Origin of the sequence: Methylobacterium sp. UNC378MF, assembly GCF_900103195.1 — a bacterium.
In the GTDB taxonomy this organism is placed as follows: domain Bacteria; phylum Pseudomonadota; class Alphaproteobacteria; order Rhizobiales; family Beijerinckiaceae; genus Methylobacterium.
Genome location: NZ_FMWU01000001.1, coordinates 201,425 through 215,612, shown reverse-complemented (window position 1 = coordinate 215,612; position 14,188 = coordinate 201,425). Strand labels below are relative to the sequence as shown.

General features: G+C 68.8%; 16 protein-coding genes and 1 pseudogene. 7 read left to right on the top strand and 10 right to left on the bottom strand.

The genetic code is table 11. The features are described from left to right. Positions 1-228: 228 nt before the first annotated feature. Positions 229-1,167, bottom strand: a complete 939-nt coding sequence (locus BLT59_RS01060) for a LysR family transcriptional regulator (RefSeq protein ID WP_091775252.1) — start codon at positions 1,165-1,167, stop codon at positions 229-231. Positions 1,168-1,286: 119 nt separating this feature from the next. Here BLT59_RS01060 and BLT59_RS01055 point away from each other — a divergent pair, with 119 nt between their 5' ends. The 5 genes from BLT59_RS01055 to BLT59_RS31060 all read left to right on the top strand — a co-directional run bounded on the left by BLT59_RS01055 (position 1,287) and on the right by BLT59_RS31060 (position 6,523). Further along, positions 1,287-2,210: a ring-cleaving dioxygenase gene (locus tag BLT59_RS01055; protein WP_091775249.1), complete on the top strand. Its 924-nt coding sequence runs from the start codon at positions 1,287-1,289 to the stop codon at positions 2,208-2,210. A 63-nt stretch (positions 2,211-2,273) separates the two neighbouring features. Beyond that, positions 2,274-2,906 carry an alpha/beta hydrolase gene (locus tag BLT59_RS01050; protein ID WP_091775246.1) on the top strand — a complete coding sequence of 211 codons (633 nt, stop codon included), beginning with the start codon at positions 2,274-2,276 and terminating at the stop codon, positions 2,904-2,906. A 34-nt stretch (positions 2,907-2,940) separates the two neighbouring features. Next, positions 2,941-3,351 carry a DoxX family protein gene (locus BLT59_RS01045; RefSeq protein ID WP_091775746.1) on the top strand — a complete coding sequence of 137 codons (411 nt, stop codon included), beginning with the start codon at positions 2,941-2,943 and terminating at the stop codon, positions 3,349-3,351. A 329-nt stretch (positions 3,352-3,680) separates the two neighbouring features. Continuing rightward, a complete protein-coding gene (locus BLT59_RS01040) occupies positions 3,681-4,658 on the top strand; it encodes a Gfo/Idh/MocA family protein (protein WP_091775243.1) in 978 nt (325 codons plus the stop codon). Between the two features lie 1,166 nt (positions 4,659-5,824). Continuing rightward, the gene (locus tag BLT59_RS31060; RefSeq protein WP_175543882.1) at positions 5,825-6,523 is read left to right on the top strand and encodes a trypsin-like serine protease; all 699 of its coding nucleotides are present in this window, start codon (positions 5,825-5,827) and stop codon (positions 6,521-6,523) included. Positions 6,524-6,539: 16 nt separating this feature from the next. Here the strand turns inward: BLT59_RS31060 and BLT59_RS01035 are convergent. The 4 genes and pseudogenes from BLT59_RS01035 to argJ form a co-directional block, all read right to left on the bottom strand. Beyond that, positions 6,540-6,881 (bottom strand): annotated as a pseudogene (locus BLT59_RS01035) (transposase); the annotation flags it as partial. A gap of 143 nt (positions 6,882-7,024) precedes the next feature. After that, positions 7,025-7,465: a (deoxy)nucleoside triphosphate pyrophosphohydrolase gene (locus tag BLT59_RS01030; RefSeq protein WP_091775240.1), complete on the bottom strand. Its 441-nt coding sequence runs from the start codon at positions 7,463-7,465 to the stop codon at positions 7,025-7,027. Beyond that, a complete protein-coding gene (locus BLT59_RS01025; RefSeq protein ID WP_091775236.1) occupies positions 7,462-8,178 on the bottom strand; it encodes an SIMPL domain-containing protein in 717 nt (238 codons plus the stop codon). Before BLT59_RS01025 ends, BLT59_RS01030 begins: the two co-directional genes overlap by 4 nt. Next, the gene (gene argJ, locus BLT59_RS01020) at positions 8,175-9,425 is read right to left on the bottom strand and encodes a bifunctional glutamate N-acetyltransferase/amino-acid acetyltransferase ArgJ (protein ID WP_091775233.1); all 1,251 of its coding nucleotides are present in this window, start codon (positions 9,423-9,425) and stop codon (positions 8,175-8,177) included. Before argJ ends, BLT59_RS01025 begins: the two co-directional genes overlap by 4 nt. A gap of 230 nt (positions 9,426-9,655) precedes the next feature. On the opposite strand from argJ, the gene BLT59_RS01015 reads away from it, so the two are divergent. After that, positions 9,656-10,090, top strand: coding sequence for a response regulator (locus tag BLT59_RS01015; RefSeq protein WP_091775230.1), 435 nt, complete (start codon positions 9,656-9,658; stop codon positions 10,088-10,090). Between the two features lie 597 nt (positions 10,091-10,687). Beyond that, on the top strand, positions 10,688-10,909 hold the full coding sequence (locus BLT59_RS01010) for a hypothetical protein (RefSeq protein ID WP_244513769.1): 222 nt from the start codon (positions 10,688-10,690) through the stop codon (positions 10,907-10,909). A 9-nt stretch (positions 10,910-10,918) separates the two neighbouring features. Here the strand turns inward: BLT59_RS01010 and BLT59_RS01005 are convergent, their stop codons facing one another. The 5 genes from BLT59_RS01005 to BLT59_RS00985 form a co-directional block, all read right to left on the bottom strand. Then, a complete protein-coding gene (locus BLT59_RS01005; protein WP_175543892.1) occupies positions 10,919-11,743 on the bottom strand; it encodes a TetR/AcrR family transcriptional regulator in 825 nt (274 codons plus the stop codon). A 102-nt stretch (positions 11,744-11,845) separates the two neighbouring features. Continuing rightward, positions 11,846-12,649 (bottom strand): pyrroline-5-carboxylate reductase, encoded by an 804-nt coding sequence (gene proC / locus BLT59_RS01000; RefSeq protein ID WP_175543904.1) that lies wholly within the window; start codon positions 12,647-12,649, stop codon positions 11,846-11,848. 14 nt (positions 12,650-12,663) lie between these two features. Beyond that, positions 12,664-13,173, bottom strand: coding sequence for a type III secretion system chaperone family protein (locus BLT59_RS00995; protein ID WP_091775224.1), 510 nt, complete (start codon positions 13,171-13,173; stop codon positions 12,664-12,666). A 290-nt stretch (positions 13,174-13,463) separates the two neighbouring features. Then, the gene (locus BLT59_RS00990) at positions 13,464-13,748 is read right to left on the bottom strand and encodes an accessory factor UbiK family protein (RefSeq protein WP_091775221.1); all 285 of its coding nucleotides are present in this window, start codon (positions 13,746-13,748) and stop codon (positions 13,464-13,466) included. A 158-nt stretch (positions 13,749-13,906) separates the two neighbouring features. Beyond that, complete coding sequence (locus tag BLT59_RS00985; RefSeq protein WP_091775219.1) at positions 13,907-14,152, bottom strand: hypothetical protein; 246 nt, start codon at positions 14,150-14,152, stop codon at positions 13,907-13,909. Between the last annotated feature and the right edge of the window lie 36 nt (positions 14,153-14,188).

The following is a 14,188-nucleotide window of genomic DNA, read 5'->3' as shown; positions in this document are numbered from 1 at the left end:
GGAAAACGCGCGCCTGTCCAATGCCAGATTGTCCCGAATAAACTTGAGGTTGGTTCGCCTGACGAATTGCGCGGGGATCGCGAATCACGGATGTCGGCCTGGACGCCGAGCAGCAAGGACCACGCCGCGGTTCGGACCCGCGCGACTCGCCGATAGCGCAGGCACACGGGTCCGACACTGATCCAGGTGAATGACACACCTGAATCGGGGCCGGAGGCGGCGCGCGGCTTACCGGTCCGCCGGGTCGCGCCGCGGCTGCGGAGCGGCCCAGGGCGCTTGGCCGAGGGTCTGGCCGAGATGGGCGATCAGCGCCGTCACCCGCGCCGGCCTCGGGTCGCCCGGGGGCGTGACGAGGTGCAGGGCGATCGGCGGCGGCGACCAGGCCGGCAGCACCCGCTCGAGCCGCCCGGATTCGAGATCGTCCCAGATCATGAAATCGGGCTGCAGGGCGAGGCCGAGGCCGGCCCGCAGCGCCGGCGCCAGCGCCTCGGCGTTGTTCGCCCGCAACTGGCCCGCCGGCACCACGACGGCCTCGGCGCCGCTCCCGTCCACGAAGCGCCAGCGGTCGGGCGTCGGCAGGTAGGCGTAGCCGAGGCAGGTGTGGCGGACGAGGTCGTCCGGGTGCTGGGGCCGGCCGTGCCGGTCGAGATAGGCGGGCGTGGCGACCAGGGAGCGGCGGATCTCGCAGAGCCGGCGCGCGCGCAGGGAAGAATCGGGCAGGGCCGCGATCCGCAGCCCGATGTCGAACCCGCCGCCGACGAGGTCGACGACCGCGTCCGACAGGTGGAGATCCACCGACACGGTCGGGTACTCCCGGAGGAAGGGCGGCAGGATCGGCGCCACGTGCATCACCCCGAAGGTCATCGGCGCCGCGAGCCGCACCAGCCCGCGCGGCTCAGCGGCACCGGCCGTGGCCAGGGCTTCCGCGGCCTCGCCCTCGGCCAGGATGCGCGCGGCGCCGTCCTTGGCGGCCTGCCCGGCCTCCGTCAGGGCGAGCTTCCGGGACGTGCGATTGAAGAGGCGGGCGCCGATCCTGACTTCGAGCCGGCTCACCGCCTTCGAGACCGTCGCCTTCGACAGACCGAGTTCTATTGCGGCCCGCCCGAAGGAGCCGGTCTCCACCACCTTGGCGAACACCGCCCAGGCCTCCAAATCAGGCAGTCTCATCGGTCAAATCCGGAAACGATAGGTTTCCATCGTTTCTATTTTCGACAGACATGGCAAGGGGCACATTCCCGTCATCGAAACGCGCCGCCCCTTGCAGCGGCCTGTCGGGAGACATCGCCATGGTTCAGACCGGCCTCCACCACGTCACGGCCTTTTCCGGCCCGGCCCTGCGCAACCTCGATTTCCACACCCGGGTCCTCGGATTACGGCTTGTGAAGAAGACCGTGAACTTCGACGATCCGGGCACCTATCACCTGTATTACGGCGATGCGGCCGGTCAGCCCGGCACGATCCTGACCTTCTTTCCCATCGAGCACGCCGCGCCGGGCCGCGTCGGGATCGGCGAGACCCAGGAGACCGCCTTCCGGGTGCCCCGTGCCTCGATCGGCTGGTGGACCCACCGGCTCATCGAGAAGGGCGTCGCCCACGAGCCGCTGGTCCAGGTCTTCGGCGCGCCGACACTGCGCTTCCGCGACCCGGACGGCATGATGCTCGCGCTGGTGGGCGTCGATATCGGCGACGCGGCGGGCTGGGCGTCGAGCGAGGTGTCCGCCGAGCACGCGATCCGCGGCCTGCACGGGGTGACGCTCCTCCTCGACAAGGCGGAGCCGACCGCCGCGATCCTCACGGGGGTGCTCGGGCTGGAGGAGGTCGGCCGCGAGGGCAACCTGATCCGCTTCGCGGGCAGCGCGGAACTCGGCGGTCTCGTCACCCTGCGGGCCGTCGGCGGGTTCCTGCCCGGCCGCGCGGGGGCGGGCTCGGTCCACCACATCGCGTTCCGGGCGGCCGACGACGCCGCGCAGGCCGCGATGGGCCGGGCGCTCGAGGCGCGGGGGCTCCACGTCACCGAGCAGCGTGACCGGCAGTACTTCCGCTCGATCTACTTCCGCGAGCCCGGCGGCGTGCTGTTCGAGATCGCCACGGACGCGCCCGGCTTCGCGGTCGACGAGCCGGTCGAGTCCCTCGGTCAGGCCCTCAAGCTCCCCGCCGGCCTGGAGCCGCACCGGGCCGAGATCGAGGCCGTCCTGCCCAAGGTCGCCTGAGACGCCACGCCCACCCCGCGCCCGCGCGGGGCGGGACCTCTCTCCATCACCCGTGAGGCCATCATGACCCAGGATACCCTCGGCTTCATCCACCGCTTCGAGCCCGGTCCCGACACCGCGCGTCCGCTGCTCCTCCTGCACGGGACCGGTGGCGACGAGCACGACCTGCTGCCCCTCGGCCGCATGGTTGCGCCGGAGGCCGCCCTGCTCGCGCCGCGCGGCGCCGTCAGCGAGAACGGCATGCCGCGCTTCTTCCGGCGCTTGGCGGAGGGCGTCTTCGACGAGGCGGATCTCCGGCGCCGCACCGGCGACCTCGCCGCCTTCGTGGCAGCCGCCCGGACGCGGTACGGGATCGGGGCGCCCGTGGCGCTAGGCTTCTCGAACGGCGCCAACATCGCCGCGTCGCTGCTGCTGCTCCGGCCGGAGACCCTGGCGGGCGCGGTCCTGATCCGCCCGATGGTGCCGTTCGCCGAGCCCCCGGCCGCGCATCTCGCCGGCCGGCCGGTCCTGATCCTCTCCGGGGCGATGGACCCGATCGTGCCCGCGGAGAACGCGCGGCGCCTCGCGCAGCAGCTCACCGCGGCCGGAGCCCGCGTCGAGCACCGGATCCTGCCGGTCGGCCACGGCCTGTCGCAGGCCGATGTCGGCCTGGCGCTGGACTGGCTTCGCGGCCTCGCACTTCCCGAAGCGGCCTGAACCGGCCGCACACGACAGGACGGAGCGTTTGATGATGTCCCCGATCTCCTCTCCCGGTGCGATCGCCCTGCTGCCGGTGACCGGCCGGGTCCTGATGAGTGCCATCTTCCTCGTGAGCGGCGCCGGCAAGCTCGCCGCCCCCGCGGCGACGCTCGCCACCATCGAGGCCGCCCATCTCCCGCTGCCGCCTCTCGCCTACGCGGGGGCGACCACCGTGGAGGTGGTCGGCGGGCTGCTGCTCATCGCCGGCTACCGCACCCGACTGGTCGCCCTGGTCCTCGCGCTCTTCGCGGTGGCCACCGCGGTGACCTTCCACGCCTCCCTCGGCGACCAGAACCAGATGTTCCACTTCCTGAAGAATCTCGCCATGGCCGGTGGCCTGCTCCAGATCGTTGCCTTCGGGGCCGGTCTGTTCAGCCTGGACGCGCGGCAGGGCCGGGCCTGACCGGTCCTTCAATCCTTGCGGGAGATCACCCTGCGCTCCGTCACCATGCAGCACGGCAGGCAGCTTTCATGCAGAGGCTGGGGTGCCGAGGCTTGCGTGAGACGTTCGCGTGGTGCCGATCGGCGCGGGCCGCCCAACCCGTGCCGAAGGAAGATCCCGGCGCTCCGCATGGCCTGGTCGCGACGCACGCGCACGGGCTCGATGCCGATCTGCTCGCCTTCATCCAAGGTTGAACGGTTCGGTCTTTCCCGCGGCGGTCCAGACCCCTAAAGCCGCTGACGGGTCGCCAGCGTGGCCCGTCAGACGCGGACCTTCATAAGGACCCTTGGATGCCGACCTCCGACGCACCGCTCGCCCTCGGGATCATCGGCGCGGGCATCATGGGTGAGCGCCTGCTCGGCGCGATCCACGGGGCGGCGGATTCACCCGTGCGGGTCGCGGCGATCTGGGACCCGGCCCCGGAGGCCCTGGCCCGGATCGGCGCGGCGTTCCCGGCGGTGCCGCGGGTGGCCGATTCCGCCGCCGTCGTGGCGGCGAGCGACTGCGTCTACGTCGCCTCGCCGCCCGCCTCGCATCTCGGCTACGCCCGCGCCGCCCTGGCGGCCGGCCGGAGCGTCTTCTGCGAGAAGCCGCTGGCCATCGACCGCGCCGACGCCCGCGCCTTCGTGGCGGAGGCGGGGGGCGCGGGCGCGGTCAATTTCCCGTTCGCCTCGTCGCCGGGCGTCGCCACCCTCGAGCGCTGGATCGCGGCCGGCGCGGTCGGCACGCCCCGGACGCTCACCGTGGCGGTGGCCTTCGCCCGCTGGCCCCGCCCGTGGCAGGCCGACGCCGCCCGCTGGCTCGACGCGCGCGGCGAGGGCGGCTTCACCCGCGAGGTGGTCTCGCACTTCCTGTTCCTGGCCCGCCGCCAGCTCGGCCCGCTCGCGAGTCTCGCCGGACGGATCGCCTTCCCGGAGCCGGGCCGGTCCGAGCGCGCGATCGACGTGACGCTCACGGCGGGCGGGATCCCCGTCACCCTGACCGGCCGGGTCGGGGGCGTCGAGGCCGACGACCACAACACGTGGACGCTGGAGGGCGACGCGGGCGCCGTCCGGCTGCGCGACTGGGCCATCGCCGAGCGTCGGGGCGCCGACGGGCGGTTCGAGCCGGAGCCCGACGCGATCCCGAACGAGCGGCTGCGGCCGATCACCCTCCGGCGCCAGCTCGAGGGCGTCGTCCGCATGGCGCGCGGCGAGCCCCACCACCTCGCCACCTTCGCGGAGGCGCTCGACGTGCAGGAGGTCGTCGAGGCTATCCTGGCGCTGTGAGGGCGGAGGCCCTCGGACCCTGTCCGGGTGATGGCTTCGGCCCCGCCGCCCTGGCGGGCAGAGCGAAGCGATCCAGGAGCGCAACCCTCGAAGGGAGCGCGCCCCCCGAGGGCCCGTCCGCCACCCGCGCCATCAGCTTGGGCACGACCACGACGATGACGATACCAGAGGCAGCGTATATGCGCCCGGTTGCTCGGAGTGTGGGGCAGACCCCGCAAACCCCGTGCAAGGATCCCAGGCGCGGCTGATTGGGAATTGCGATCGCATGCTCCCATGATTGCGGTTCGCTACATCTCACAGTGCTGACCTTACAAATTCGAAGATCGCTCCCGGCAAGATTCGGCGAGGAATGCTTGAGAGCTTCTGCGCGCCAACAGTGATGATCTGCGCTGTCGTGCAGCAGGATGCTTGACGAACTAAGACGATTGTCCTACCGGCATCTCCGGAAACGTTGCTGTGTTTGCAGCTGAAGTATCAGTGGCGGTCTATCGAGCATGACAGCCCGGCGACTCAATGCGGGCTCGGAATCTGAAATCGGTCCGGATCGATCATTGACGGGCGGATGCAATCGTAAGATCGTAAAACGCGGCTCGGCTGCAGCGAACATAGCTGTTGTCAAAGGAAACATCAGTCATTTCACGTCTTTGTAGGAGCCGTTGAATGAGTGCTGCCATTTCCTCTCTCACGACATCTCGCCTTCGGACAGTGCCCCTGCCGACTGATCGTTTGGCAGCGCCTTCTCTGGACGATGTCGAAACAACACAGCTGAAGCAGTCGGCCGATCCGCGATCGACTCTGGCGCTGTCTCCAGCACGCAGAGAAGCAATATTCCAAATTGCAAACATACCGCAAAATCCGGGTGACGACCTTCCTCCCAATAATCCAGTCGACAACCCGCCGGAAATCATTCCGAACCCTCCGGACTACCCGGAGCCAACTCCAACGCCTCCCTATGATCCCCCTCCGTATGGTCCGGGGTATCCTGGCGACGAGCATTGAAATAGAGGATCATAAATCTTGGCAGGCGCTCTTCGGGGTGCCTGCCCCCAATGGCATTAGGTCATATGAAATATTTTTGCACGATTTTGTCTGTGCTTATTTGCATCGTAGGATTATTGCATTCAGTTTCGACATCGTATGCGAGCAAAGTATTTGAATATTCACACGTGGGTATATATGAGAAAGATCAATTTGTTTGTCGAGGGCTGAAAATCGGCAAAGATATCATAACGGCGGCCCATTGTTTCCGAGGTAGAAAGGGGCTTGGAGTTAGATATTTTGTCGGCAGTCGGGTCAGATTTGCTGAAGTATCAAGAGTAAAAACTTTGTATTCGCGCTCGCCTATCATTGACATAGCCATGTTTCAGGCGAACGTTCCTCTCGCGGCCGAAGTCGATGGCGTTATCGCCATCGGGGACGCTGAGCCGATCGAAAATTTCAATGACAAGCAGAGTTTCTCAATCGAATTAAAGACATTTGACGCCAATGGACATGACGCGCGTTCCCGGATCGTTGAAATTGTGCCTATGCATTACTCGAAGGGATACGATGATGTCGTCCTTCTGTCTCTCGATAAGCAAAGCCGTATCAGTCTTCCTGATCCGAAAAGCGCCGGATCGATGGCGTTTTCGATCAGCATGCATGAGAACATGATCGTCGATCGCTCGGATTTGATATGCCAGGGCCAGTCAGGGTCGCCGGTCTTTGCGCGCAAGAATGATGTAAAGTATCTTATAGGTATTCTAATTCGGGGGCTGCCAAATGGATACTATAATACCGTTCTGTGTGGAAGCGGAGCTTATGCTCTCCGGCTTGATGGTGCGGCCGGAGCTTGGATAAGCAAAAATTTGGATCCGACGGACTAGGGTTTGGACTCGTTCTGCACCAGAAGGCGATGACGGCAGCCAGGGCGACGGTTGAGGCGTCGTTGCGGGCGAGCTTGTCGTATCGGGTGGCTATGCGGCGGAAGTCCTTGAGGTAATTGAAGGTTGCCTCGATGCGCCAGCGGTCCCGGTCGTGCCGCTTGTCGTGGTGGATCCTTCTCTTGCGGCCGCGCTTGCACAGGTCAGCGCGCGGCCAATCGGCGTCGTGGCCCTTGTCGGCGCTCAGGCGGCGGATCCGGCCGGGCGCCTCGGCCAGGACGGCCGGAGCGGCGGTGACGTCGCCGGCGTTGCCGGACGTCAGCCGGAGGGCGCCGGGCCGGCCGAGGACTGCGGTGATCGCTCCCGTCCAGCCGTCCTCGCGAGCGGAGCGAAGCAATCCCGTCGGCGCGACGCCGGCTGATGTCACCCAGCTCCGGGATCGCTTCGCTGCGCTCGCGATGACGGTGCGGGTCCGTCACCCGGGGTCGTCAGCCGGAAACCGTCTCAGACCTCGAGCAGGTCGATCAGGAACGGGATCAGCGGCGCGTCGGCCGGCGGCATGGCGAGATCGCGCAGCGCCTTCGGCCGGACCCATTTGAGCGCCTGCCCCTCCATCGGGCGCGGCGTCCCGGTCCAGCGCCGGCAGACGTAGAGCGGCATCAGCAGGTGGAAGTCCGGATAGGCGTGGCTGGCGAAGGTGAGCGGCGCGAGACACGGCTCCTCGACCCGGATGCCGAGTTCCTCGGCGAGCTCCCGGATCAGCGTCTGCTCGGGGCGCTCGCCGGGCTCGACCTTGCCGCCGGGAAATTCCCAGAGGCCCGCGAGCTGCTTGCCCACCGGGCGCTCGCTGACCAGGACGCGGCCGTCGACGTCGACGAGGGCGACGGCGACCACGAGGAGCAGGCGCAGGGGCGCGGCCGCGGGGGCGTTATCGGGCGCGCTCACTGCGCCACCGCGAAGGTGGCCGAGACCTCGGAGGACATCTGGATCGAGCCCGCCTCGAGGGGCACCCGCCGCCCCTTGGCGGCCATCGGTGCCGGGCGGGCCATCTCCAGCGCCGGGCGGTACGGCGTGCCGGCCGTGGTGCTCAGCGTGCAGAGCGGACCAAGCTTGGTACCGACCGCCTCGGCAAGGGCTTCGGCCCGGCTCCGGGCGTCCCGGGTCGCCGCCACCTGAAGGGCCGCCTCGCTCTTGTCCGGGTCGCGCAGTCCGAAGCTCACGCCGTCGATGCGGTTGGCGCCGGACGCGAGGGCCTGCCGGAGCAGGTCGCCGAGTCGATCCATGTCGGCGAGCCGGACCGTGACGAGGTTGCTGGCGCGGTAGCCGTCGGGCTCCTCGGTGACGGCGCCCCCTGGCCGGGAGACGGTGCGGGTCGCTGTCTGCAGGGTGACGGCGGCCGTGCCGAGATCGGCCGGCGGAACCCCCAGGGCGCGGGCCTGCGCCGAGACCTCGGTCACCGCCTTCGAGGCCGCGTCGAGGGCGGCCGCCGCACTCGCCCCGCGCGCCTCGATGCCGACGGTCACCTCGGCGAAGTCCGGCGCCCGCGTCTCGGACGCGCGCCCGACGACGCTGATGTGGCGCTTGCACCCCGCGTCGTCGGCCCGCGCCGACGTCGCCAGGCCCAGGACGAGGAGGGCGCCGAACAGGACGGCCCTCACGAGCGGTAGTCCCCGTTGATCTCGACGTAGGCCTTGGTCAGGTCGCAGGTCCAGACGCGGGCGGTGCCGTCGCCCAGGCCGAGATCGACCCGGACCGTGATCTCCGGCTCGCGCATCACGGCGCTCGCCGCCGCCTCGCTGTAATCGGGGTCGCGCGCGCCCTGGACGGCCACCCGCACGTCGCCGAACCAGATCGCGAGCCGGTCGCGGTCGGCGGGCTCGCCGGCCTTGCCCACGGCCATTACCACGCGGCCCCAGTTGGCGTCCTCGCCGGCCACCGCGGTCTTCACCAGCGGCGAGTTGGCGATCGACATGGCGATGCGGTGCGCGGAGGCGTCGCTCTCGGCGCCGGTCACCCGCACGGTGACGAACTTGCGCGCGCCCTCACCGTCCTTGGCGACGAGCTGGGCCAGCTCGACCAGCAGGCCGTCGAGCGCCTCCCGGAAGCCGGCGAGCCGCGCGTCGGCGGGGTCGGTGACCGCCGGATTGCCGGCCCTGGCGGTGGCGAACAGCATGAGCGTGTCGGAGGTGGAGGTATCGCCGTCCACGGTCACGCAGTTGAAGCTCGTCTTGGTCCCGGCCGAGAGGAGCGCCTGCAGTACGTCCTGCGGCAGGGCCGCGTCGGTGAAGACGAAGGACAGCATGGTCGCCATGTCGGGCGCGATCATGCCCGCGCCCTTGGCGATGCCGTTGATCGTCACGCGCACGCCGTCGATCTCGGCCGTGCGGGTGGCGAGCTTCGGGAACGTGTCGGTGGTCATGATCGCGCGGGCCGCGGCGGTCCAGGCAGCAGGCCCGTCCTCGGCCCGGGCCGCGCAATCCGCGAGCACACCCGCGAATCGCTCCGCCGGGAGCGGCTCGCCGATCACGCCGGTCGAGGCGACGTAGACCTCGCGCGCGCCACATCCCGCCGCCGCCGCCGCGATCTCGACGGTGCGCGCCACCGCGTCACGTCCGAGGCGGCCTGTGAAGGCATTGGCGTTGCCGGAATTGACCACGAGCACCCGCGCCGATCCGTCCGCCAGAGCGTCCCGGCACCAGTCCACCGGCGCCGAGGGGCATTTCGACCGGGTGAACACCCCTGCCGCCCGGGTCCCCGGCTCCAGGGCGACATAGAGCACGTCGGTGCGGCCACTGTAGCGGATCCCCGCCTGCGCGGTGGCGATTCGCACGCCCGGCAGGGGCGGCAAGTCGGGCATCGCGGTGGGCGCCAGCGGTGAGACGGGAGGGGCTTTCGCGGACGACATCGGCTCGGGCTCCGGCAGCGCGCGGCTGAGGTTCCGCGGCGGCCCGGTGTTGCCCGCGCGACCCCGCCGGCGTCAACTCCGTGCCCAGCCTATGGTCAGGCTGCTGGGGTGCATCGGCTTTGTGCAACGGCGGCGCCGAATGCGGCGCCATCACGGCGTCGGGCTTGCGTGTGGATTGCATCCCAGCTTAGCATGCTGCATCGCAAAGCCAGCGCGAAGTCGAGTGCGGAATGCCCCCAGCCGACGTCGAGACTGCCTTCAGCACGCTCCCTCAGGGCGGATGCTACCGGATCCAGGTTCTCGTGGTCGGCCGGCATAAGCGCTGGCGCGACGAGGTCGCCGCACAGGTTCGCCTGCTGGGCTATCAGGTGACGACCTGCGACCGCGGAGTCGATGCCATGACGGTTCTGGCTCTCGGCCTGCCCGTTGATGTGATGGTGGTGGATTCAGCCCTCCAGGGCAGCCTGTGCTGCGCGCGGCTCGCGGTGGAGGCCCGGGTTCTGCGACCCGCCCTGCGCATTATCCTTGCCAGTGATGCGGCCGGCGCCTTGGAGCCGGAGGCTGCGGCTCACGTGCCTGATGCCCTGCTCGTGCCCCGCGACCAGCTCCAGAACGGGATGGTCGCAACGACGATGCGCGAGGCGCTGGCAAGCCGCGCCGCCTGAAGCATGCGGCCAACATTGTCCTGAAGGCGCAGCTTCATTCCCGGCGCTTGTGCGGGGTCGCACGGATTTCGGTGCGTCTGCGTCCAAGAATCGGGAGGAATGCGCTTCGATGTGCGGCGCGCCGCCCCATCGGACGCGTCCTAGGTCGGAATTGGGGCAGGATCCATCCGTGCTCCGCGACCCGTTCCGGACGCGTGATCGGACGAGCGTTCTCTGATCTCTCAGGATGCGGTTCAGAGGAGCGCTGTGACCAGAAACGGATGGTGCCCGACGGACCGACGGTCCGGGCACGTTGAGATTGCGACATCTTCTATCCGGTCGCTGCACACGCGGACGATTTCATTCGTTGACGCAATATGCGCGGCCTGACGTATCGACTATTGCGCTTAAACGCAGCCTCAAGCACCGAAAAATTCAGTATATTACCAATATAATGATTAGAAAACCAATAAACCTCAGTTATTAATGGCCCATTCTACATATTTGTGTCGCTGTCGTCATATTCCGTTTCATGGCGCATCGTTTCGGCGTGCGCTTCGGGAGTTACCGGTATGAGCATCGGAATTCGATCGCGCTTGTACGCTGGATTTATCCTTCTTGTCTCGACTGCTGCATTTATTGGCGCGTACGCGATTTATCAGCAGGATAGGCTGGACGAAGGTTACGAAACCCGCAGCCGTGGCGCGCGTATTAAGTGCAGCCCGCGAAACCGTCAGCGCCGCCGCGCAGGTTCAGAGCGCGGCGTCCGAGCTGGCGACGCAGTCCCTAACGGTCAAGCGCGAGGTCGACAGCTTCCTGAGCGACATTCAGGCGGCGTGAAAGCACGGCCTAGATGGCGGCGGCGGGATCGCTCTCGTCGCCGTCCCGTCCCCGTCGATCGCGCGGACGCCGTTCCAGGAACGAGCGGCCGAGAGCGCGCAGCGGCGCCGTCAGCCGGCGGACATCCTCAGCCCGCTCCATGATGCGCTCGCCGTTGCGGATCTCCTTGTCGAGCCGCGCCATTGTCCGAGCCAGTGCCGGATCGTCGTCATCGAGCCAGACCTGGGTCACGCGGGCGAAGGCAATGACCACGCCCTGCAGCTTGAGCTGGCCGAGCGGGCCCTCGGTGTCGATCCCGGCCGCCGCCAGCATGTAGCGGTGCGAGTTCAGCATGACGCCGTTCAGCGCCAGCATCGAGAGCGGCTCACCGCGGAGCGCGTAGGCGATCCGGCGCAGGGCCGGCTTGTAGGGCTCCATGGCGTCGAGACGTCGCATCAGCACGTCGAACAGCCTCTCGCGGGTCGGCTCCTCCTCAAGGCCCGCGAGGTCGCCCTCCAGGACCTTGCGGTCGATGATCCGGGTCAGGCCGCCCAGCACGGCGCCTTTCGAGGGGAACAGGTCGCGCAGCTCGGCGAGCGTCAGGCCCGCCTCACGGGCGATGTCGCTGACCTCGATGTCGTTCCAAGGCTGCTCGGCGGCGAGGCGCATCAGGGCCTCGACGGCGGCTTCCCGGGGCGACAGCTTCGGTTCGCCGTCCTTCTGCGCCGCATCGATGCTCTGTACCGCTTCGTCGTGGGCAGAGGCCGCGGGCGCGACGCTCTCGTGGGCGCTGCTCGCCTTGGCGGGAGTCGCGCCCTTGCGGGGACGCTTGGAGGAGGCTCTGCTGTCGGTCATGGATCGGTCGCCGGGTCTGTCGGTCGTGTCACCTCATGTAGGCGAGTCGGCGGCGATGAGCAGGGCCGTCGCGCGGCCATGCCGCACGGACGCGGTCCGATGTCAGCCGGAGAGTTCTCCCGCCCGTTGACGGGCCGCGGCCACCGCCTCTCGCATCAGCGCGCCGAGGCCGTCTGGCCGCATCAGCACGTCGAGGGCCGCCGCTGTGGTGCCGCCCGGTGACGTGACGTTGCGGCGCAACTCCGCCGTCTCGGACGGGCTCGCATCGAGGAGCGCGCCGGCCCCCGCCACGGTGGCCCGGGCGAGGCGGCGGGCCACGTCGGGTTCCAGACCAGCCGCGATGCCGGCCTCCGCCAGGGTCTCGGCAAGCAGGAACACGTAGGCCGGTCCGGAGCCCGAGACCGCCGTCACCGCGTCGATCTGCGCCTCGTCGGCGAGCCACGCCAGCGTGCCGTTCGCCGCGAACAGCGCCTCGGCGGCCGCCCGCTGCTCGGGCGAGACTTCGGAACTCGCGCAGGCGCCGGTGGCGCCCCGGCCGATGCTCGCCGGCAGGTTGGGCATCGCCCGGACGATCGCGCGCGCGCGCGGCAGGCGGGCGCGGAGATCCCCGATGGTCTTGCCCGCCAGGATCGAGACGACGAGCGTGTCGCGCCCGATCAGCCGGTCCAGCCCGGAGGCGGCCGCCTCCAGACCTTGCGGCTTGATGCCGAGGACCAGGACGGCGCCGGGCTCCGGGGCCGGCGGGTTCAGGGCGATACTCCGCTCGGCGCAGAGATCCACAATCGCGCGTGCAGGTACCGGGTCGATGATCGTCGTGCGGCGCGGGTCTAGGCCGGCTTCCAGCCAGCCCGCCAGCATCGCGCCGCCCATCTTGCCGGCCCCGGCCAGGACCAGCGAGGCCGGCATCCGCATCGGACCGCTCACGCCTCGCCTTCGGTTTCGAACAGGACGGCGTCCAGCGCCTCGCGGGCGCTCTTGCCGGCCCAGAGCACGAACTGGAACGCCTGGAAGTAGCGCTCGCAGGTATCGACCGCGGTCTTCATCATGGTCGCGCATTGCGGGTGGGTCGGCACCGCGCCGCCCGTCAGCAGGAGCGCGTGCCGGAACATCACCACGCTGTCGGTGGTCCAGAGGTCGAAATGACCGACCCAGAGTTGTTCATTGATCATCGCGATCAGGCGCATCACCTCGGTGCGCTGCCGCTCCGGCACCTTCAGGTCGAAGGCGCAGGCAACGTGCAGCGCCTCCACGTCCTCGATCCAGGTGAAGGCGACGTTGTAGTCGGTCCAGCGGCCGGGGCTCGTGACCGACATCTCGTCGGTCTCGGCCCGGTCGAAGATCCAGTCGCGCAGGGACGCAAGCCGCTCGACGACGTCGAGCGGATGCTCGTTCCGGTCCGGGTCGTGGAAGTCGACGTTGAGAAGCGGCATGACGATCCAAAAGGACGGCCCGGACGAGATCCGGCCCGACGTGGCGGTGACGCGAAACCGGAGCGTGAGAACACTCCGAGAACTGGAACGACCGGCAGATCTAGGCCGGCGGTGATGCGATCGACTGTCGAAGCTCTGCGGACATCGCCTCACAGCCCCCGAATCACCCTATGCCCGACTATAGACCGGCCGTGACTCGCGACACAAAGTGCAGGTCACATTCAGTGAACAGGAAAGCGGATCGTCGACGCCGCTTCCTGTGTAAAAGCCCGCGCCGTTGCCGCGGAGACTCAGACCACCTCGCTCAGGCCAGCAGCGCCTGTTCCGGCGCCGCCGGATTTCGCTTCCAGGGCCGCAACCCGGGCCGACAGGGCCTCGTTCTGCGCCTGGAGCTGAGTCACGAGGTCGCGGAGCACGTCGAGTTCCTCGCGCGAGGCGATGTCGAGGTCGCGGACGACGCGTTCGAGCTGGGCGCGGACCACGGTCTCGGCCTCGCGGCGGACGCCCTGGGCGGCGCCGGCCGCGTCGGTCATCAGGCGGGCGAGGTCGTCGAACAGTCGGTTGGAGGGGGGCATCCTGGTCTCCCGGATCGGCCGGCTGCCGCGACGGCCGCCTGACTGCGCGATTCGAGTGGACGAGATAGGAATCTTCAGAGGTGGGAGCAACGCCCGGTCCGGCCGGGACGGCGAAGCGGGGCCGGACGACCCCGCTCCGCCGCAAGATCATATGAAGATCACATGCGGTGCATGCGGCGATGCATGCGGTGATGCATCATCCGGCGCTCCATCCGGCGGTGCATCATGCGATGCTCCATGCGCCGGTGCATCACCCGCCGCTCCATGGGGGTCATGCGGACATGGGTCACCGCGTCGGGAGCCGCGACAGCGCCGGGCATGGCAGGGGCCGCCGAGGCCGGCTGGACGAGGGCGGCACCGCCGAGGGAGGCCAGCACGGCGAAGGCGAAGGTCAGTTTCCTCACGAGGAGACTCCAATTCTCTGATGGCCGGGTATGGCG

Coding starts and splice junctions, on each gene's coding strand:
- BLT59_RS01005 (WP_175543892.1), bottom strand. CDS start 11,743: ATGACCGACAGCAGAGCCTCCTCCAAGCGTCCCCGCAAGGGCGCGACT.
- BLT59_RS01060 (WP_091775252.1), bottom strand. CDS start 1,167: ATGAGACTGCCTGATTTGGAGGCCTGGGCGGTGTTCGCCAAGGTGGTG.
- BLT59_RS01050 (WP_091775246.1), top strand. CDS start 2,274: ATGACCCAGGATACCCTCGGCTTCATCCACCGCTTCGAGCCCGGTCCC.
- BLT59_RS01015 (WP_091775230.1), top strand. CDS start 9,656: ATGCCCCCAGCCGACGTCGAGACTGCCTTCAGCACGCTCCCTCAGGGC.
- BLT59_RS01055 (WP_091775249.1), top strand. CDS start 1,287: ATGGTTCAGACCGGCCTCCACCACGTCACGGCCTTTTCCGGCCCGGCC.
- BLT59_RS00990 (WP_091775221.1), bottom strand. CDS start 13,748: ATGCCCCCCTCCAACCGACTGTTCGACGACCTCGCCCGCCTGATGACC.
- proC (WP_175543904.1), bottom strand. CDS start 12,649: ATGCCGGCCTCGCTGGTCCTGGCCGGGGCCGGCAAGATGGGCGGCGCG.
- BLT59_RS01040 (WP_091775243.1), top strand. CDS start 3,681: ATGCCGACCTCCGACGCACCGCTCGCCCTCGGGATCATCGGCGCGGGC.
- argJ (WP_091775233.1), bottom strand. CDS start 9,425: ATGTCGTCCGCGAAAGCCCCTCCCGTCTCACCGCTGGCGCCCACCGCG.
- BLT59_RS00995 (WP_091775224.1), bottom strand. CDS start 13,173: ATGCCGCTTCTCAACGTCGACTTCCACGACCCGGACCGGAACGAGCAT.
- BLT59_RS01045 (WP_091775746.1), top strand. CDS start 2,941: ATGTCCCCGATCTCCTCTCCCGGTGCGATCGCCCTGCTGCCGGTGACC.